The organism is Pseudomonas sp. WS 5410 (assembly GCF_012985645.1).
Classification (GTDB): domain Bacteria; phylum Pseudomonadota; class Gammaproteobacteria; order Pseudomonadales; family Pseudomonadaceae; genus Aquipseudomonas; species Aquipseudomonas shahriarae.
This window is the reverse complement of sequence record NZ_JAAQWS010000015.1, coordinates 155,692-173,813: the sequence shown is the minus strand read 5'-3', so window position 1 is coordinate 173,813 and position 18,122 is coordinate 155,692. Positions and strand designations below refer to the sequence as shown.

Sequence of the window (18,122 nt, the reverse complement as noted above, 5' to 3'; positions counted from 1 at the left end):
CGGGATTTATCCACAGCCGGTCAGGGCGCGTTCGCGATGGGCGGTCAGCAATGCAGAGAAAGTCATCAACGGTGGGCGATCATCGTCGAAGGGCGGTAGAATCTGCGCTCTTTAGTTATCCACAAGTGGCCGAGCCTTGCTTATCGAGTCCCGACGTCGCGCTTACTTGACTGCCATGCAGGTGGTCAACTGGCTGCCGCGCACCGAATTGCCCTTTGCCGCGCCGTCGCGGCCCGAACTGCTGCAGGCGCTGGAAGCCTTCGAGCCGTTCGACGCCTCGGGTGAGGAAGCGGCGGCGCCGGTTGCGCTGGTCAAACCCGTGGCCGAGGTGCCTGTGCGGCCGTCGGAGCGGGTCAAGATCGAAGTACCACGCCCGTCGAGCGCGCCCAAACCCGCTGCCGTGGCCGACGATGCCCCGGCCCCGGTGGCCAAGGCCCCGGTCGTGCCGCCACCGCGTTTTGCCCTGCAGTTGCTGCGGGCCGGGCGTTGCCTGTTGCTGGTCGAGTTGCCGACCGGCGAGCGCTTCCAGACGCGTGACCCGGCCTACCTGCTGCTCAAGGACATGCTGCGCGCCGCCGGCCTGCCCGACAGCCCGCAGATCGTCGGCGAGCCCGTGCGCTGGCCGCTGCTGGTGCGCGGCAATATGGACCAGGGCCCGGACGCCGCGCGTGATTTTGTGCAAGGTTTTGTCTCGGCCCGACTGGAAGACGAACCCTGCGTGTGCCTGTGGCTGATCGGCCTGCCGGCCGTGCGGTTTGCCGGCGAAGCCGACGCCGAGGCCTGGTACCGCGAACTGCAGGTCGAAGGCCTGGGCTCGGTCTGGGCCTTGCCGGGCCTGGAATTATTAATGGAAGAGCCACAGCGTAAGGCTGATGTCTGGCAAGCCATGCGCCGGCTGATGGCGCGCTGGAAAACAACCGATGAGTGAGGCTTTATCCTTCCGCCCGATGACCGAGGCTGACCTCGACGCCGTGCTGAAAATCGAATACGCGGCGTTCAGCCACCCCTGGACCCGGGGCATCTTTCTCGATGGGCTGGGCAAGTACCAGATCTGGTTGATGTTCGAAGGCGAGCAACAAGTGGGCCACGGCGTGGTGCAGATCATCCTCGATGAAGCGCATTTGCTGAACATCACCGTCAAGCCGGAAAACCAAGGGCGTGGCCTGGGGCTGGCCTTGCTGGAGCATCTGATGTCGCGGGCGTATGCCGCCCATGCACGGGAGTGCTTCCTGGAAGTGCGCGACAGCAATACCGGGGCTTTCCGCCTGTATGAGCGCTACGGGTTCAATGAAATTGGCCGTCGTCGCGACTACTACCCGGCCGTCGGTGGCCGCGAAGACGCAGTTGTCATGGCCTGCACCCTGGTCGACTAACACACACGATCCCGGGTGGGAGCAGTCTTGTGTGGGAGCAGGCTTGCCAGCTCCCACACCGCCATGCTTCACCATAAGTCTGGCGCTGTATCAGCGGTTACCGTCGACCGGATCAATGTCCGCCAGCTCTGCCTCATCCAACCCATTACCGCCGCCAATCTCATCTTCATCGACGATGCTCAGGTCCCAATCGGCCGGTTCGTCTTCACCTTCTTCCAGGGCATCGCGCGCGCCGTCTTCCTGAATCAGCGTTTCGGGGCTCATATCATCATCCGTGGACTCATGATCCGCCGTCGAAGCCCCAGTCATCCCAGCCTCGCGTACCCGTTCGTCGGGCATCAGATGCTCTCGCTCGGCACGGGGGATCTCATCGCCGATTTCCGCCGTCGGCGTCTCCTCGTCAAAATCCAGCTCCCGCATCGAGCCCATGCGATCTTCGTTGTCATCAATCGGTTCGGGCTGCGTAGCGCCGTACGGACGTCGTGATTCAGTCATGGTCAATCCTCATACTGTGGGGCTTATAGTGTGTGGACAGGCAGGGCGCCCCAAGATTCAAGTCATTACCGACCGGCTATCTTTATAGACGGCGTGACCCGGACGGGCGGTCGTCTGTCAAAGCTGCGCATCATTCCTGAGGCTTTCCCTGATGAACGAACTACAAGACCTGCTTGATAACAACGAACGCTGGGCGGATGCGATCAAACAGGAAGATCCCGAATTCTTCGCCAAGCTCGCCCGCCAGCAGACCCCGGAATACCTGTGGATCGGCTGTTCGGACGCCCGGGTGCCGGCCAACGAGATCGTCGGCATGTTGCCCGGCGACCTGTTTGTGCACCGTAACGTGGCCAATGTGGTGCTGCACACCGACCTCAACTGCCTGTCGGTGATCCAGTACGCTGTGGATGTGCTCAAGGTCAAACATATCCTGGTCACTGGCCACTATGGCTGCGGCGGCGTGCGCGCCTCGATGCAGGACCGCCAGTTCGGCCTGATCGACGGTTGGTTGCGGTCGATCCGCGACCTGTACTACGAGAACCGCGAAGTACTGGCCCAGTTGCCTACCGAAGAAGAACGTGTCGATCGCCTGTGTGAACTCAATGTCATCCAGCAAGTCGCCAATGTCGGTCACACTAGCATCGTGCAGAACGCCTGGCATCGCGGGCAGAGCCTGTCGATCCACGGGTGCATCTACGGGATCAAGGACGGCCGCTGGAAAAGCCTCAACGCCACCATCACCGGCTTCGAGCAACTGCCGCCGCAGTACCGCCTGCGTCCGGTGGAGGCCCTTTAAGAGCGTTTGCGCTGGCGCCACTGTTCCATAAACAGTTGGCCTTGCTGGTTAAGCGGCTCTTTCATGCCGGTGATCCAGCCCCGGCAGTTCCCCGCGCCGCAACGGCACGGGAACTGCCGGTACAGCACATCCTCTGTGGTGGCGTAATCCATGGTCAGCAGCGTGCCAGGGCGGATGGCCTGGATCGACCATAGCTCCAGCTCGCTGATGTCGAGGAACACATTCGGATCGCACGAATGCAGGAGCAGGCCGCTGAACCACGGGTCGTACAAGTGGATGCGTGAAGACACCTGCAGCGTGTGCAAACGCCGTTCACCCAGGGCGTGCCCGGAAATTTTGGCGATTCGCACACGGCTGTCGAAGGCCACCTTGGCCTTGATCCCGGTTCCGCGCCCATTGCGGGTGTGTACCACCTCAAAGTTTTGACGCGAGGGGTAACCTTTTTTCGCCAACAGTGTTGCGAAGGGGTACAGACAGTCACTGGCCGCAGCAGGCGCCTCTTCCATGATCTGGGTTTTCATAGCATTCCTTGTCGGGCTGCATCGACCTCCTGGTGTTGCTATGACTGCCAGTCTTGCAGCAAATGGGCACCGCTCAAGGTTTGCGCAAAAAAAAGCCGATATCTACTGTCAAATCTGACAGTGGGTATCGGCTTTTTTGCCTAAGACACTGGCGATAAGGGCAGGAGCCTACAGCGCCGGCGCCGCGACAGAAGCTTCTGGCAGAGGGCTTTTCAGGCGCTTGAGCTGGGGCTTGATCGAGGCGCTGGTGCATTTTTCCTTGGCCTGCTCGGCGGACAATTCGCGCACCGAGGTGTAGAACAATTCGCAGGTCTGCTCCTTGCGCGTCACCTGCCAGGTGTTCATGCAGCCCTTGAGCAACACATTGGGGTCGCTGGCAGGTTTTTGCCCCATCCCGGCTTGCCAGCAGGCCGCGCTCAAGTCCTGGCCCATGACTTTCAAGCCGGCCTCGTCGGCTTTCTGTTCGTCGCCGTCGTAGCTGTCCGGGTTGGCGGCGTACCAGATGTAACTGGGGTGATTGGCCCCCAGCACTGCAACTTTACTGTCTTCGACCGGGCTGATTTGCGTCAGGCCCAATACCCCGAGGGTTTGCCCGTAGTGTTGCTGGATCCAACTGCGCACGGGCGCACCGAAGGCGACCATCGGCAACGGGCCAGTGGGGTGCAGGCTCAGTTCCCGGACAACCCGGGTCTGATACTCGCTGAAGTAGCTGTAGACGCCCTCCAGATCCTTGCCCGCCGTGGAGGGGGCGGCAATGGGCGCGATATCAATGATGGTCTGGTATTCCGGGGTCTGGGTCGCCGGTATACCGTTGGCGCTCAGTAGCGTCGCCCAACGGTCGGTGGTGGCTGATTCCAGATAGTCCTGGTAGTGGGTCAGGGAGTAATCCGGCGGGAAGTGCATCAACTCGATGCTCTTGCGGTTTTCCAGGGCCATGCCCAGTGGCAGGAACAGGTACCAGCTAAATTGCCACTTGCCATCGCGGTTGAGCCGGCTGGCGCCCTCGTAAGCCAGGTCGGCGGTGTTCAGCAACGCGGTCAAGGGCTGCCCATAGCCATCGGGCACCCCGGTAAAGCGCGCGCGGACCTGACCCTGCTCGGTCTTCACGCTGACCCTGGCCCGGCTGTAGCCATCGCGCTGCAGGCTCTGGGTCAGATAGTGTTCGACGGTCTGTTCCAGGGTCAGCGGCCGAAAGCAGATCACGCTGCAATTGTTGGGGTAGGCGAACAATTGCGTGACCCGTTGTGCCGTGCCCAGATCAAGTTCGACGTCGGCTTGTACGACCGTGCTCACAGCAAGTGCGACAAAGGTGAAGGACAGCCTGGTCAGTTTAAACATGCATGTTTCCTTGTCAGCTAATGCCCGTCTGCGCGGGATGAATGCCCACCTTCACACAGTAGCGGCTGACCGGGAAAATGCCTCGGAAAATGCGGTTTTTTTGCAGGGCCTGGCCGCCTCGCTATATCGTGAAGTGCAGCGCGTTGCTGTGGTTGTCCATGAATGTGCAACTAGGCTTGAGGTCGTCGCGTTACTTGTAAGTATTCAATGCTGGCTGTGAAGCTCCAGGGCTTGAGGGGGATCACAGCCTCTGTAAAGGAATCAGCCTTTAAACGCTGCAACAGGCTTGAAAAGGTGTTTGTTAGGGTTTGACTCTGCAAATACTATTCTTCCCGCCGGCTGGCCGAACGCCGGTTTGAATTGTCTGAATTTTTTCAACGCGGGATTTTGCTGTGGGTTGACATCTTGGGTATTGCCAGTCTCAGCGCTGTTTTGAGGTGTGGGCGTAGTAGCGGTAGGTGCGATATTCATCGGTATGACTCCAGTTGTAACTCTAAATAATTAGTTGTGGTCTCTTAGTTAAGTTGAAGAGTGTCTGGTGCTACTAAAAGACACTGTTAGGTGGCCCGTCATTAACGCGTGGTTCCCTTCCTGAAATATTCAGAGGGAACAACGGCGCTCAATGTCGACCTGGATGCACCCGTCACAACGACGGGTGCGGCGTCCAATGATTAAGGCATTACCGGCGGCATGTACTTCAACGTCGTCCCCAGCGCCCACAGCAGGAACAACACCAGCGGCGTGTGCACCAGCAGCTGCACAAACGAGAAGCCGATCAAGTCCCGCGCCTTCAGCCCCAGTACCCCCAGCAATGGCAGCATATAGAACGGGTTGATCAGGTTCGGCAGGGCCTCGGCGGCGTTGTAGATCTGCACGGCCCAGCCCAGGTGGTATTGCAGGTCATTGGCCACCTGCATCACATAGGGCGCCTCGATGATCCACTTGCCACCGCCCGACGGAATAAAGAACCCCAGTACCGCCGAGTACACGCCCATCAGCAGCGCGTAGGTGTCGTGGGAGGCGATGGAAGTGAAGAGGATCGAGATATGGTGGGCCAGGGTCTGGCCGTCGCCGCCCTTGACCACGGTAATCAACGCCGCGATGGAGCCGTACAGTGGGAACTGGATCAACACCCCGGTGGTGGTGGGCACCGCGCGCGCCACTGCGTCGAGGAAACTGCGCGGGCGCCAGTGCAGCAGGGCGCCGACCATCAGGAACAGGAAGTTATAGGTGTTGAGCCCCGAGATCGCGCTGATCGCAGGTTTGGTCGAAAACTCGTGGAACAGCCAGCCGGCGGCCAGCAGTGCCAGGAGGATGGTCAGCAGCGGGCTGTGCTCCAGCCATTCCCCCGGGCGGGTTGGCGGTTGTAGCTTGGGCAGGTTGAACGCCGGGTCCACGCCACAGGCCTTGGCATCACGGGCCGAGTTGGGCCCCGGTGCGGTGACGTAGGCGATGATCAGCGACACCACGATCAGTGCCAGCAACAGCACCCCCGATTGCCACAAAAAGATCGTGTCGGTGAAGGGGATGGTCCCGGTGATCGCCAGGATCGACGGCGGCAAGCTGGCCGGGTTGGCCTGCAATTGCGCGGCCGATGACGACAACCCCAGCGCCCACACGGCGCCCAGGCCCAAATAGGCCGCCGCGCCAGCGGCGCGATAGTCCATGCGCAAATCCGTGCGCCGGGCCAGGGCCCGTACCAGCAACCCGCCGAACACCAGGGACAGGCCCCAGTTGAGCAGCGACGCGACCATCGAGATCAGCGCCACCCACGCCACGGCCGAGCGGCCGTTTTTCGGGATACGTGCCAGGCGATCAATCAGCTTTACGGCGGGCGGCGAACTGGCCACCACATAGCCGCCAATCACCACAAAGGCCATCTGCATGGTGAACGGGATCAGGCTCCAGAAACCATCGCCAAAGGCCTTGGCAGCGTCGGTGGGTGCAGCGCCCATGCCCAGAACCGCCACGGTGACAATGATCACCGCCAGGGCGGCAAACACCCAGGAGTCGGGAAACCAGCGTTCGGCAAAATTGGAGCAGCGCAGGGCAAAGCGGGCATAACGGCTATCTTCGATAGGGTCGGCCATGTGGGAGTACCTCTTGTAGTTATTATGCAAGCGAAGGGGTGTTGGCAAGGTATCGCTGCATCTTGGCCCACGGCTATTTATTTGGGAATGTTGTTATTTTCATGGATCAATGAGTAAAACGAATATATTGGCGGCGATTGCCAGGATCCGGTTCAGCTCATAACCTGCACGCCATTTTGTTTGTCTGCCGAGCCTCTTCATGACTGCCACCGCTTATCCACAGGCGCAGCGTTTTTCCCGCTCCGACTACAAAACCCTGGGGCTGGCTGCCCTGGGCGGTGCCCTGGAAATCTACGACTTCATCATTTTCGTATTTTTCGCCCTGACCCTGAGCCAACTGTTCTTCCCCCCGGAAATGCCCGAATGGCTGCGCCTGCTGCAGAGCTTCGGGATTTTTGTCACCGGCTATCTGGCGCGGCCACTGGGCGGGATCCTGATGGCGCACTTTGCCGATCACCTGGGGCGCAAGCGCGTGTTCAGCCTGAGTATCCTGATGATGGCCTTGCCGTGCCTGCTGATCGGGATCATGCCGACCTACGCGCAAATCGGCTATTTCGCCCCCCTGATTTTGCTGGCGCTGCGCGTCCTGCAGGGCGCGGCAGTGGGCGGTGAAGTGCCCAGCGCCTGGGTGTTTGTCGCCGAGCACGCGCCCGCCGGCCATCGCGGTTATGCCTTGGGGTTCCTGCAGGCCGGGCTGACCTTCGGTTACCTGCTGGGGGCCTTGACCGCGACATTGCTGGCGCAGATGTTCACCCCTGAACAGATCCTCGATTACGCCTGGCGCTTTCCGTTCCTGCTGGGCGGTGTGTTTGGCGTGATCGGCGTGTGGCTGCGGCGTTGGCTGAGTGAAACCCCGGTGTTCCTGGCCATGCAGGCACGCCGCCAGGCCGACGCCGAACTGCCGCTGCGCACGGTGTTGCGTGACCACCGCCAGGCATTGCTGCCGGCCATGTTGCTGACCTGTGTGCTCACCTCCGCGGTGGTGGTGCTGGTGGTGATCACGCCGACCATGATGCAGAAAACCTTCGGCATGAGCCCCAGCCACACCTTCGCCCTGAGTGCATTGGGCATCGTTTTCCTGAACATCGGTTGTGTGCTGGCCGGCCTGTTGGTGGACCGCATCGGCGCCTGGCGCGCGGTGCTGGTCTATAGCCTGCTGTTGCCGGTGGGCATTGCCGTGCTCTATGCCAGCCTGATTGCCGGCGGCGTGTGGCTGGGCGCGGCCTATGCCATCGCGGGGTTGAGTTGCGGGGTGGTGGGCGCGGTGCCCTCGGTGATGGTCAGCCTGTTTCCGGCACCGGTGCGCGTGTCGGGGATTTCCTTTACCTACAACATTGCCTACGCGCTGTGGGCGAGTACCACGCCGTTGATGCTGATCGCCTTGATGCCCACCAGCCCGTGGATCTGCGTTTTCTACTGTGTGGTGATGGGCGCGGTGGGCGTGGCCAGCGCATTGCGGTTTAGCCGGCGCCCGGTTTTTTAAAGCCGCCGCATTGCCCCTGTGGGAACGGGCTTGCCCGAATGCCGATCAGTTAAGCGAACGCAATGCTCAAGGCAGTGAAGATCAAATGTGGGAGCGGGCTTGTCGGATCGCCGCATCGCCGCGAAGGCGTCGGCCCAGCCAACATTGATGTTGACTGACCCACTGCTTTCGCGAGCAAGCCCGCTCCCACAGGGGATCTGCGCTTAACTGACTGGCATTAGGGCTTGCCCGCGATGGCGGTGGGTCAGGGTGTACTGCTATCGCAGGCAAGCCAGATCCCCCATGTGGTTAACACCCCGCTGGCAGCGTTATGACAATTGTGAAATCCATACCAAAGGTTTCCATTTATCGCTCTATGATCAGCGCACATCCCCCCACGAGGACATGCCATGAGTGCAGGACACAGCCACGCCACCGTACGCGCCGGTCATGAACGCAAGTTATGGATGGCCCTGGGCCTGACCGGCAGTTTTATGATTGCCGAAGTGATCGGCGCCTTTGTCACCGGCAGCCTGGCGCTGTTGTCCGACGCCGCCCATATGATGACCGACGCCCTGGCCCTGGCCATTTCCCTGGTGGCCATCCAGGTGGCCAAGCGCGCTGCGGACCGCAAGCGCACCTTTGGCTATGCGCGCTTCGAAATCCTCGCCGCCGCGTTCAACGCGTTGCTGCTGTTCGGGGTGGCGTTCTACATCCTCTATGAGGCTTACCTGCGCCTGCAGGCACCGGCCGAAATCCAGTCCACCGGCATGCTGGTGATTGCCGTGCTGGGCCTGATCGTCAACCTGATTTCCATGCGCCTGCTCAGCGCGGCCAGTGGCGAGAGCCTGAACGTCAAGGGCGCCTACCTGGAGGTCTGGAGCGATATGCTCGGTTCTATCGGGGTGATCATTGCCGCCGTGCTGATCATGCTCACTGGTTGGGGCTGGGTCGACTCGGTGGTGGCCGCCGCGATTGGTTTTTGGGTGGTGCCGCGAACCTGGACACTGCTCAAGGCCAGCATGAACGTGCTGCTGCAAGGTGTGCCGGACGGCATTGATATCGACGCGGTAGAGCAGGCCATTCACGCGGTGCCAGGGGTCAGGGAGGTGCATGACTTGCACATCTGGGCCCTGACCAGCGGCAAGAACGTGCTGAGCACCCATCTGGTGGTGGACCCGGCGCAGGGCAGCGAGCAACAGGTCCTCGCCCAGGTGACGGAATTGCTGCATGAGCAATTCGATATTTCCCACGTCACCATTCAGATCGAAGGCGCGGGCTTTCATCAGGAACCCCTCACGCACTGACCGCTATTCGCGGTCTTCCAGCACGTAGCCCACCCCGCGCAAGGTATGGATCAACTTGCGCTCGAACGGGTCGTCGATCTTTGCGCGCAGGCGGCGGATCGAGACCTCGACCACATTGGTGTCGCAATCGAAGTTCATGTCCCACACAAACGAGATGATTTGCGTGCGTGACAGCACCACGCCGCTCTGGCGCATCAGCAGGTGCAGCAAGGCAAACTCTTTGGTGGTCAGGTCGATCCGCTGGCTGCCGCGAAAGGCCCGGTGGCGACCCTGGTCCAATTCCAGGTCGGCCACCCGCAGCACGTCTGGCACTGCGCTCTCGATGCTGCGGCGCATCAGGCTGCGGACCCGGGCCAGCAGTTCGGGAAACTCGAAAGGCTTGACCAGATAGTCGTCGGCGCCCAGTTCCAGGCCTTTGATTTTGTCGGCCAGGCGCCCTTGGGCGGTGAGCATCATGATGCGTGTGTTGCTGCTCTGGCGGATGCGTTGCAACACCTCCCAGCCGTCCATCAGCGGTAGGTTCACATCCAGGATCACCAGGTCATAGGCGTATTGCCGCGCCAGGTGCACACCGTCGGCGCCGCTGGCCGCGCAGTCGACCACATAGCCACTTTCGCTCAGTCCCTGAAGCAAGTACTCCGCCGTTTTCAGTTCATCTTCGATAACCAGGATTCGCATGTAGAGCGTGCCTCGGGGCAGGAGAAAGGATCTGCATAGTTGCGCGCAGATTAAAGCAAAAGCCCGGAACAGAGCCTTTGCTAACGGATTTGTAATGTTCCGGCCACCCCTCTGATAAGGAGCGAAAGCTACATTGCCCCTGCTTGGATTTGTCCGCCAACTCATGGGTGTGGAACGCTTGTTATGCCAACGTTTTTAAGAACAATTGTGTGCTCTGTAGTGGGGGTCTTGGCGCTGTCCCAAGTGGCAAGCGCCCAGACCCTGACCCTTGAATCGGCCCTGCAAAGTGCGTTTGCCGGCAACCCGGACCTGGCCGCAGCCCAGTGGGAAATCGAGATTGCCCAGGGTGGGCGGCAACAGGCCGGGCTGATCCCCAACCCGGTGGCCTCCTGGGACGCCGAAGACACCCGCCGCAGCACGCGCACCACCACCGTCAAGCTGAGCCAGACCCTGGAGTTGGGTGGCAAGCGCGGGGCACGCATCGACGTGGCCTCGCGGGCACAAGATGCGGCCGCCCAGGAACTGGAACAGCGGCGTAACCTGCTGCGGGCCGAGGTCATCGAGGGCTTTTATGGCGCGCTGCGGGCCCAGGAACGCCTGGAGCTGGCCCAACGCTCGATGGCGCTGGCCGAGCGCGGCCTGGTGATTGCCAATGGCCGGGTCACGGCGGGCAAGGCGTCGCCGGTCGAAGCCACCCGCGCCCAGGTACAGCTCTCGGAAATCCGCCTGGAGCGCAGCCGCGCCGAGATTGGTGTGAGTGATGCCTATCGCCGCCTGGCCGCCATCACTGGCAGCGCCAACATCGGCTTTGAGCGTGTCGAGTCAGGGGCCCTGAACACCCCGGCGTTGCCTTCGGCCACCCAACTGCTGGCGCGCCTGGAGAGCACCGCCGAGCTGCGCCTGGCGGAGCTGCAAATCCAGCAACGGGAAGCCGGCCTGGGCCTGGAAAAGGCCCAGCGGATTCCCGACCTCGACGTGTCCATCGGCAGCCAGTACGACGCCAGCGTCCGTGAGCGGGTGAACCTGGTGGGCGTATCGATGCCGATCCCGCTGTTCAATCGCAACCAGGGCAATGTACTGGCCGCCAGCCGCCGTGCCGACCAGGCCCGGGATTTGCGCAACGCCACCGAGCTGCGCCTGCGCACCGAAACCCGCCAGGCCCTGGACCTGTGGGCGACGGCCAACAGTGAAGTGCGCGCGTTCAACCAAGTGATCCTGCCCGCCGCCCAAAGCGCGGTGGACAGCGCCACCCGTGGTTTTGAGATGGGCAAGTTCAACTTCCTCGAGGTACTCGACGCCCAGCGCACCTTGATCGCCGCCCGCACCCAGTACCTCGCCGCACTCGCCCAGGCCACCGATGCCTGGGTGCGCATCGAACGGATTTACGGCGACCTCGCCCGCATTTGATCTTTCAGGAGTTCCCCATGAACAAACTACAAGGCCTGGCTTTGGCCGTTGCAGTGGCCGTCGCCCTCGGGGCGATAGTGTTTTGGCCGGCCACCAGCGTGGCGCCTCAGGCACCGGTAGCGCACGTCGAAGCACCGGAGGAAGAAGAGGAAGAGGGTGTGCTGGTGCTCAATGAGCAGCAGATCCAGGCCGCCGGCATTCAACTGGCCAAGGCCCAACCCCGGCAAATCAGCAGCGTGCTGTCGTTGCCGGGCGAGGTGCGATTCGATGAAGACCGCACCTCGCATATCGTGCCCCGTGCAGCGGGTGTGGTGGAGTCGGTCAGGGTCAACCTTGGTCAGAAGGTCAAGCAGGGCGAGCTATTGGCGGTGATCGCCAGCCAGCAGATTTCCGATCAGCGCAGTGAGTTGGCCGCCAGCGAACGCCGGGTCGAGCTGGCCCGCACCACCTTCCAGCGCGAGCGCCAGTTATGGCAGGACAAAATCTCTGCCGAACAGGATTACCTGCTGGCCCGCCAGACCCTGCAAGAGGCCGAGATCGCCCTGAACAATGCGCGGCAAAAGATGAATGCCTTGAGCGGCAGCGCGGTTCTGGTCGGCGGCAATCGCTATGAGTTGCGTGCGCCGTTTGCCGGGGTGGTGGTGGAAAAACACCTGGGTGTCGGCGAAGTGGTGAGTGAGACCAGCGCTGCCTTCACCCTGTCGGACCTGTCCCAGGTGTGGGTCACGTTTGGGGTGTTTCCCAAGGACTTGAACAAGGTCCAGGTGGGCCGGCCGGTGAAGGTCAGTTCCACGGAAATGGGCACCGATGTGATGGGCACCGTGGCCTATGTCGGCAACCTGCTGGGCGAGCAGACCCGCACCGCAATGGTCCGGGTCAACGTACCCAACCCCGACGACTCGTGGCGCCCCGGGTTGTTCGTGGCGGTGCAGGTGGCCACGGATACCTACTCGGCGGCGGTCACCGTGCCGGTGGAGGCGATCCAGACCGTGGAAGACAAACCGTCGCTGTTTGTGCGCACCGCCGAAGGCTTCGCCACCCGCCACGTCGAGCTGGGGGTCAGTGAAAACGGCTTCGTCGAAGTGCGCCAGGGCCTGGAGGCCGGCGCCCAGGTGGCGGCCGTTGGCAGCTTCGTCCTCAAGTCCGAGCTGGGCAAGGCTTCGGCCGAGCACGCCCATTGATCCTGCGAGTGATTGCCCATGTTTGAACGTCTGATTCAATTTGCCATCGAGCAGCGCATCATCGTGCTGCTGGCCGTGTTGCTGATGGCCGGTGTCGGCATCGCCAGTTACCAGAAACTGCCGATCGACGCGGTGCCGGACATCACCAACGTCCAGGTGCAGATCAACTCGGCGGCGGCCGGTTTTTCGCCGCTGGAAACCGAGCAGCGCATCACCTTTCCCATCGAAACCGCCATGGCCGGCCTGCCGGGCTTGCAGCAGACCCGGTCACTGTCGCGCTCGGGGCTGTCCCAGGTCACGGTGATCTTCAAGGACGGCACTGATCTGTTCTTCGCCCGGCAACTGGTGAATGAGCGGCTGCAAGTGGCCCGCGAGCAATTGCCGGACGGCATTGAAACGGCGATGGGGCCGATTTCCACGGGGCTCGGGGAAATTTTCCTGTGGACCGTGGAGGCTGAAGACGGTGCGCGCAAGGAAGACGGCTCGGCCTACACCCCGACGGACCTGCGGGTGATCCAGGACTGGATCATCAAGCCACAGTTGCGCAACGTGCCCGGCGTGGCCGAGATCAATACCATCGGCGGCTTTGCCAAGGAATACCAGATCGCCCCGGACCCCAAGCGTCTGGCGGCCTACAACCTGACCTTGAGTGATCTGGTCACGGCGCTGGAGCGCAACAACGCCAACGTTGGCGCCGGGTATATCGAGCGCAGCGGCGAGCAGTTGCTGATTCGCGCGCCGGGGCAGGTGGCGTCCATCGACGACATCGCCAATATCGTGATCAATACCGTGGACGGCACGCCGATCCGCGTGCGCAATGTGGCCCAGGTCGATATCGGCCGTGAGCTGCGTACCGGTGCGGCCACCGAAAATGGTCGTGAAGTGGTGCTCGGCACGGTCTTTATGTTGATCGGCGAAAATAGCCGCACAGTGTCCCAGGCCGTGGCGAAAAAGCTCGAAGAGATCAACCGTTCACTGCCCGAAGGCGTGGTCGCGGTCACGGTTTACGACCGCACCAACCTGGTGGAAAAAGCCATCGCCACCGTGAAGAAAAACCTCTTCGAAGGTGCGCTGCTGGTGATCGTGGTTCTGTTCTTGTTCCTCGGCAATATCCGCGCGGCGTTGATCACCGCGATGGTGATTCCGCTGGCCATGCTGTTCACGTTTACCGGGATGTTCACCAACAAGGTCAGCGCCAACCTGATGAGCCTGGGCGCGCTGGACTTCGGGATTATCGTCGATGGTGCGGTGGTGATCGTCGAGAATGCGATCCGCCGCCTGGCCCATGCGCAGCAACGCCACGGCCGCCTGCTGACCCGCAGCGAACGCCTGCACGAAGTGTTCGCCGCCGCCAAGGAAGCGCGCCGTGCGCTGATCTTTGGGCAACTGATCATCATGGTGGTGTACCTGCCGATCTTCGCCTTGACGGGCGTGGCCGGGAAAATGTTCCACCCCATGGCGTTCACCGTGGTCATGGCCTTGCTGGGCGCGATGATTCTGTCGGTGACGTTTGTCCCCGCGGCGATTGCGCTGTTTGTCACCGGCAAGGTCAAGGAAGACGAAAACTGGGTGATGCGCAACGCACGCCGGGGTTATGCGCCGGTGCTGGATTGGGTGATGGCGCACCGTACCTGGGCGTTTGGCCTGGCACTGTTGACCATCGTGCTCTCCGGCGCCGTGGCCAGCCGCATGGGCAGCGAGTTTATCCCCAGCCTCAGCGAAGGTGACTTCGCCCAGCAAGCCTTGCGCGTGCCGGGCACCAGCCTCACGCAGTCGGTGCAGATGCAGCAGCAACTGGAAAAAACCTTGATGGAACAGGTGCCGGAAATCCAGCGGGTATTTGCCCGTACCGGCACCGCAGAAATTGCCTCCGACCCGATGCCGCCGAATATTTCCGACGCCTATCTGATGCTCAAACCCAAGGACCAGTGGCCGGATCCGAACAAATCCCGCGAAGCCCTGATCGCCGATATCCAGCGCGCCAGTGCGATTGTGCCGGGCAGCCAGTACGAGTTGTCGCAACCGATCCAGCTGCGGTTCAACGAGTTGATTTCCGGGGTGCGCAGCGATGTGGCGGTGAAGGTGTTTGGCGATGATATGGCGGTGCTGAACAAGACTGCCGGGGAGATTGCCGAAACCTTGCAGAAGCTCGATGGTGCCTCGGAAGTGAAAGTGGAACAGACCTCCGGCCTGCCGGTGCTGACCATCAACATCGACCGCGACAAGGCCGCGCGCTTTGGCCTGAATGTGGGCGATGTGCAAGACACCATCGCGGTGGCCGTGGGTGGGCGCCAGGCCGGCACGATGTACGAAGGCGACCGACGCTTTGACATGGTGGTGCGCTTGTCGGAAACCCTGCGTACCGATATCGAGGGCTTGTCGCGGCTGTTGATCCCGATCCCGGCGCTGGCCGGCAATACCACGGGGCAATTGGGCTTTATCGCCTTGTCGCAAGTGGCCAGCCTGGACCTGGTGCTGGGCCCGAACCAGATCAGCCGCGAAAACGGCAAGCGCCTGGTGATCGTCAGCGCCAACGTGCGGGGGCGGGATATCGGCTCCTTTGTTGCCGAGGCGGAAAACGCGTTGGCGACACAGGTGAAAATCCCCGCCGGCTACTGGACCACCTGGGGCGGCCAGTTCGAGCAACTCAAGGAAGCGTCAGAGCGCCTGCAGGTGGTGGTGCCGGTGGCATTACTGCTGGTGTTCGGCTTGTTGTTCATGATGTTCAACAACCTCAAGGATGGGTTGCTGGTGTTCACCGGGATTCCCTTCGCCCTGACCGGTGGGATCATGGCGCTGTGGTTGCGCGATATTCCGTTGTCGATTTCCGCCGGGGTGGGGTTTATCGCGCTGTCGGGGGTGGCAGTGCTCAATGGCCTGGTGATGATCGCGTTTATCCGCAACCTGCGCGAGGAAGGGCGTTCGCTGACGGTGGCGATCAACGAGGGGGCACTGACCCGTTTGCGCCCGGTGTTGATGACCGCGCTGGTCGCGTCCCTCGGGTTTATCCCCATGGCCCTGGCCACCGGCACCGGCGCCGAAGTGCAACGGCCACTGGCGACGGTGGTGATTGGCGGGATTATTTCTTCGACGCTGCTGACGTTGCTGGTACTGCCTGCGCTCTACCACTGGGCCCATCGTCGCGATGAGGAGCAGGAGTCCCAGTGACCTTGGGGGAGTGGGGCAAGCTCCCTCACCACAACAAACCCCCAGCTGGCCATGGCAAGCATGTTCAGCAGGGGGCCGGACCACTAAGAGGGTTGCTACGGGGCTTTTGGGGCGGCAGACAGGGCGGGGAATATCAGTCGGAACGAGGTCACGCCACCCAGCACGCTGGTGGCCTCGGCCTGGCCCTGGTGCAGGCTGATGATCGAACGCACAATCGCCAGGCCCAGCCCGGTGCCGCCCTCGCTGCGGGCGCGGCTGTTGTCGGCGCGGTAGAAACGTTCGAACAGGTGGGGCAGGTGTTGCGCTTCAATGCCTGCGCCAGGGTTGCTCACGGTGAGTGAAACGCGCTGGTCGTGGCTGTCGATCTGCAATGCAATGCCTGAGTCGTGCGGGCTGTGGCGGATCGCATTGGACAGCAGGTTGGAAATGGCCCGCTGGATCATCAGCCGATCCCCCAGGACCCAGGCGTCGCCGGCCAGGTTCAGGCGCAACCCTTTGTCTTCGGCGCTCAAGGCAAACAGGTCCATGACCCGCAGCGCTTCATCCCGCAGGTTCACCGTGGTAAACGACACCCGCGCCGCCGGATGGCTGACCTGGGCGAGAAACAGCATGTCGGCGACGATCCGCGCCAAGCGGTCCAGCTCTTCGGTGCTGGACTCCAGCGCCGATTTGTACTCGTCGGGCGCCCGGACGCGGGACAGTGTCACCTGGGCCTTGCCCATCAGGTTGGTCAGGGGCGCACGCAGTTCGTGGGCCAGGTCGTCGGAGAATTGCGACAACTGCTGCACACCGGCATCCAGCCGGTCGAGCATTACATTGATGCCCCGCGCCAGTTCGCTGAGTTCCCGGGGCAGATTCTCGACGGCCAGGCGATGGCTCAGGTCCTGGGTGGTGACTTTGCCGGCGACGCGGCTGAATTGCTGCAACGGTGCCAGCCCGCGCTGTACCAGCCACCAGGCGCCCATGCCGATCAGGATCAGCAACAGCGGCAGGGCGATAACCGTGGATTGCAGATAGGCACTGAGCAGCGCCTGGTCGTCGGAGCGGTCCAGGGACAGCAGCACCCGCACCTTCTCCCCGGTGTGCAGGGGCATCAGGCTCGACGCGCTGAGGATCTGGTTGCCGCGCCCATCGGTCCAGTTGAAAAAGCCCAGGGTCGGCCTGGCGGCAAAGTCGAGCAGCAAGGGTTCCTGGGGTTTGGCGCCGACGCTCAGCAGCACCGTACTGGCGGGCGACGGGCCGATGATGGTCAGGTAGAAATTGTCGTGGCCCATCACCAGGTCCAGCAGCGAATGGGGCCGGGCGCTGATGTCGCGGGTGTTGAGATCCTGCAGCAGGCTGTGCTGGATCTGCTCCATCTTGCTTTCCAGGCCCTTGCGCGCGAGGTTTTCCAGCTCGTGGGTGAGGGCCAGGTACGCCAGGGTCGCCAGCAACAGCACCAGGCCGGCGCCCATCAGGCTGACGGTGAGCCCCAGGCGCATGGATAAACTGCCAGGTCTCATTGGCGTGCTTCCAACACATAGCCCACGCCACGAATGGTATGGATCAACTTGACCTCGCTCTGGTCGTCGATCTTGGCCCGTAGCCGGCTGATCGACACCTCCACCACGTTGGTGTCGCAGTCGAAGTTCATGTCCCAGACCAGGGAAATGATCTGCGTGCGCGTCAGGACTTCGCCGCTCTGGCGCATCAAAACCTGCAACAGCGTGAACTCCTTGGTGGTCAGGTCGATGCGCCGCGTGCCCCGGTACGCTCGGTGACGACGTGGATCCAGCTCCAGGTCCAAGACGCGGAATACTTCCGGCAGCGCAATCGGCTCGCTGCGTCGCAGCAATGAACGCACCCTGGCCAGCAATTCGGGAAACTCGAAGGGTTTGACCAGGTAATCATCGGCGCCCATGTCCAGGCCCTTGATCTTGTCGGCCAGCCGGCCACGGGCGGTGAGCATCATCACCCGCAAGGTGTTGTTGCGGCGCAGTTGTTCCAGCACCTGCCAGCCGTCCTTGCCGGGCAGGTTGACGTCAAGGATCACCAGTTCGTAGCGGTGTTGCTCGGCCAGGTGCAGGCCGTCGATGCCGCTGGCGGCACAATCGACGACATAACCACTTTCACTCAAGCCTTGATGCAAGTAGTCGGCAGTTTTTGGCTCGTCCTCAACCACAAGGATACGCATGCAGATTGACCTCATACTGGTAAGCGGAAAGGCGACGGGAGCTACGCGAGATAAGGGCTGTAGTCCCAAAAGTAGGAAAATTCTGAGCCTTGAAGCTACTTCAGGGTCAAGGCGCATCCCGCGCAATCCTGCT

Annotated in this window: 16 protein-coding genes; 8 read left to right on the top strand and 8 right to left on the bottom strand. The window is 62.0% G+C overall.

All coding sequences use genetic code 11. The annotated features are described in order from the left end of the window. Nucleotides 1-175 precede the first annotated feature (175 nt). Nucleotides 176-928: an energy transducer TonB gene (locus HBO24_RS21285; protein ID WP_170060244.1), complete on the top strand. Its 753-nt coding sequence runs from the start codon at nt 176-178 to the stop codon at nt 926-928. Continuing rightward, the gene (rimI, locus tag HBO24_RS21280) at nt 921-1,373 is read left to right on the top strand and encodes a ribosomal protein S18-alanine N-acetyltransferase (protein ID WP_057442068.1); all 453 of its coding nucleotides are present in this window, start codon (nt 921-923) and stop codon (nt 1,371-1,373) included. Before HBO24_RS21285 ends, rimI begins: the two co-directional genes overlap by 8 nt. 90 nt (nt 1,374-1,463) lie before the next feature. Here the strand turns inward: rimI and HBO24_RS21275 are convergent, their stop codons facing one another. After that, a complete protein-coding gene (locus tag HBO24_RS21275; protein ID WP_128593256.1) occupies nt 1,464-1,868 on the bottom strand; it encodes a serine kinase/phosphatase in 405 nt (134 codons plus the stop codon). A 151-nt stretch (nt 1,869-2,019) separates the two neighbouring features. Here HBO24_RS21275 and can point away from each other — a divergent pair, with 151 nt between their 5' ends. Then, nucleotides 2,020-2,664: a carbonate dehydratase gene (can, locus tag HBO24_RS21270; RefSeq protein ID WP_057442066.1), complete on the top strand. Its 645-nt coding sequence runs from the start codon at nt 2,020-2,022 to the stop codon at nt 2,662-2,664. Here the strand turns inward: can and HBO24_RS21265 are convergent. From HBO24_RS21265 to HBO24_RS21250, 4 genes are all read right to left on the bottom strand, one after another. After that, the gene (locus tag HBO24_RS21265) at nt 2,661-3,185 is read right to left on the bottom strand and encodes an SET domain-containing protein-lysine N-methyltransferase (protein ID WP_115127400.1); all 525 of its coding nucleotides are present in this window, start codon (nt 3,183-3,185) and stop codon (nt 2,661-2,663) included. The genes can and HBO24_RS21265 overlap by 4 nt on opposite strands. 168 nt (nt 3,186-3,353) lie before the next feature. Continuing rightward, nucleotides 3,354-4,523 carry a hypothetical protein gene (locus HBO24_RS21260; protein WP_057958260.1) on the bottom strand — a complete coding sequence of 390 codons (1,170 nt, stop codon included), beginning with the start codon at nt 4,521-4,523 and terminating at the stop codon, nt 3,354-3,356. A gap of 261 nt (nt 4,524-4,784) precedes the next feature. Further along, nucleotides 4,785-4,994 (bottom strand): hypothetical protein, encoded by a 210-nt coding sequence (locus tag HBO24_RS21255; protein ID WP_157717319.1) that lies wholly within the window; start codon nt 4,992-4,994, stop codon nt 4,785-4,787. A gap of 200 nt (nt 4,995-5,194) precedes the next feature. Then, the gene (locus tag HBO24_RS21250; RefSeq protein WP_057442063.1) at nt 5,195-6,613 is read right to left on the bottom strand and encodes a TIGR00366 family protein; all 1,419 of its coding nucleotides are present in this window, start codon (nt 6,611-6,613) and stop codon (nt 5,195-5,197) included. A gap of 199 nt (nt 6,614-6,812) precedes the next feature. Here HBO24_RS21250 and HBO24_RS21245 point away from each other — a divergent pair, with 199 nt between their 5' ends. Together HBO24_RS21245 and HBO24_RS21240 are read left to right on the top strand one after the other, a co-directional pair. Further along, nucleotides 6,813-8,096: an MFS transporter gene (locus HBO24_RS21245; protein WP_057958262.1), complete on the top strand. Its 1,284-nt coding sequence runs from the start codon at nt 6,813-6,815 to the stop codon at nt 8,094-8,096. Nucleotides 8,097-8,485: 389 nt separating this feature from the next. Next, nucleotides 8,486-9,382, top strand: coding sequence for a cation diffusion facilitator family transporter (locus HBO24_RS21240; RefSeq protein ID WP_057958263.1), 897 nt, complete (start codon nt 8,486-8,488; stop codon nt 9,380-9,382). Nucleotides 9,383-9,385: 3 nt separating this feature from the next. On the opposite strand, the gene HBO24_RS21235 is transcribed toward HBO24_RS21240, so the two are convergent. Continuing rightward, nucleotides 9,386-10,060, bottom strand: a complete 675-nt coding sequence (locus tag HBO24_RS21235; RefSeq protein WP_120731594.1) for a heavy metal response regulator transcription factor — start codon at nt 10,058-10,060, stop codon at nt 9,386-9,388. A 183-nt stretch (nt 10,061-10,243) separates the two neighbouring features. Between HBO24_RS21235 and HBO24_RS21230 the strand changes: the two genes are divergently transcribed. Genes HBO24_RS21230 through HBO24_RS21220 form a run of 3 tightly spaced genes read left to right on the top strand, consistent with a single transcriptional unit; the run spans nt 10,244 to nt 15,816 of the window. Beyond that, complete coding sequence (locus HBO24_RS21230; protein ID WP_057442054.1) at nt 10,244-11,467, top strand: TolC family protein; 1,224 nt, start codon at nt 10,244-10,246, stop codon at nt 11,465-11,467. Between the two features lie 17 nt (nt 11,468-11,484). Further along, on the top strand, nt 11,485-12,648 hold the full coding sequence (locus HBO24_RS21225) for an efflux RND transporter periplasmic adaptor subunit (protein ID WP_170060241.1): 1,164 nt from the start codon (nt 11,485-11,487) through the stop codon (nt 12,646-12,648). Between the two features lie 18 nt (nt 12,649-12,666). Then, entirely contained in the window at nt 12,667-15,816 is a 3,150-nt protein-coding gene (locus HBO24_RS21220; RefSeq protein WP_170060240.1) for a CusA/CzcA family heavy metal efflux RND transporter, read from the top strand. Between the two features lie 95 nt (nt 15,817-15,911). Here the strand turns inward: HBO24_RS21220 and HBO24_RS21215 are convergent, their stop codons facing one another. Both HBO24_RS21215 and HBO24_RS21210 read right to left on the bottom strand, forming a co-directional pair. Further along, nucleotides 15,912-17,318, bottom strand: a complete 1,407-nt coding sequence (locus HBO24_RS21215; RefSeq protein ID WP_170060239.1) for a heavy metal sensor histidine kinase — start codon at nt 17,316-17,318, stop codon at nt 15,912-15,914. Then, nucleotides 17,315-17,989, bottom strand: coding sequence for a heavy metal response regulator transcription factor (locus tag HBO24_RS21210; RefSeq protein WP_057442047.1), 675 nt, complete (start codon nt 17,987-17,989; stop codon nt 17,315-17,317). The genes HBO24_RS21215 and HBO24_RS21210 overlap by 4 nt, the downstream gene beginning before the upstream one ends. Nucleotides 17,990-18,122 lie beyond the last annotated feature (133 nt).

Coding starts and splice junctions, on each gene's coding strand:
- HBO24_RS21285 (WP_170060244.1), top strand. CDS start 176: ATGCAGGTGGTCAACTGGCTGCCGCGCACCGAATTGCCCTTTGCCGCG.
- rimI (WP_057442068.1), top strand. CDS start 921: ATGAGTGAGGCTTTATCCTTCCGCCCGATGACCGAGGCTGACCTCGAC.
- HBO24_RS21275 (WP_128593256.1), bottom strand. CDS start 1,868: ATGACTGAATCACGACGTCCGTACGGCGCTACGCAGCCCGAACCGATT.
- can (WP_057442066.1), top strand. CDS start 2,020: ATGAACGAACTACAAGACCTGCTTGATAACAACGAACGCTGGGCGGAT.
- HBO24_RS21265 (WP_115127400.1), bottom strand. CDS start 3,185: ATGAAAACCCAGATCATGGAAGAGGCGCCTGCTGCGGCCAGTGACTGT.
- HBO24_RS21260 (WP_057958260.1), bottom strand. CDS start 4,523: ATGTTTAAACTGACCAGGCTGTCCTTCACCTTTGTCGCACTTGCTGTG.
- HBO24_RS21255 (WP_157717319.1), bottom strand. CDS start 4,994: ATGAATATCGCACCTACCGCTACTACGCCCACACCTCAAAACAGCGCT.
- HBO24_RS21250 (WP_057442063.1), bottom strand. CDS start 6,613: ATGGCCGACCCTATCGAAGATAGCCGTTATGCCCGCTTTGCCCTGCGC.
- HBO24_RS21245 (WP_057958262.1), top strand. CDS start 6,813: ATGACTGCCACCGCTTATCCACAGGCGCAGCGTTTTTCCCGCTCCGAC.
- HBO24_RS21240 (WP_057958263.1), top strand. CDS start 8,486: ATGAGTGCAGGACACAGCCACGCCACCGTACGCGCCGGTCATGAACGC.
- HBO24_RS21235 (WP_120731594.1), bottom strand. CDS start 10,060: ATGCGAATCCTGGTTATCGAAGATGAACTGAAAACGGCGGAGTACTTG.
- HBO24_RS21230 (WP_057442054.1), top strand. CDS start 10,244: ATGCCAACGTTTTTAAGAACAATTGTGTGCTCTGTAGTGGGGGTCTTG.
- HBO24_RS21225 (WP_170060241.1), top strand. CDS start 11,485: ATGAACAAACTACAAGGCCTGGCTTTGGCCGTTGCAGTGGCCGTCGCC.
- HBO24_RS21220 (WP_170060240.1), top strand. CDS start 12,667: ATGTTTGAACGTCTGATTCAATTTGCCATCGAGCAGCGCATCATCGTG.
- HBO24_RS21215 (WP_170060239.1), bottom strand. CDS start 17,318: ATGAGACCTGGCAGTTTATCCATGCGCCTGGGGCTCACCGTCAGCCTG.
- HBO24_RS21210 (WP_057442047.1), bottom strand. CDS start 17,989: ATGCGTATCCTTGTGGTTGAGGACGAGCCAAAAACTGCCGACTACTTG.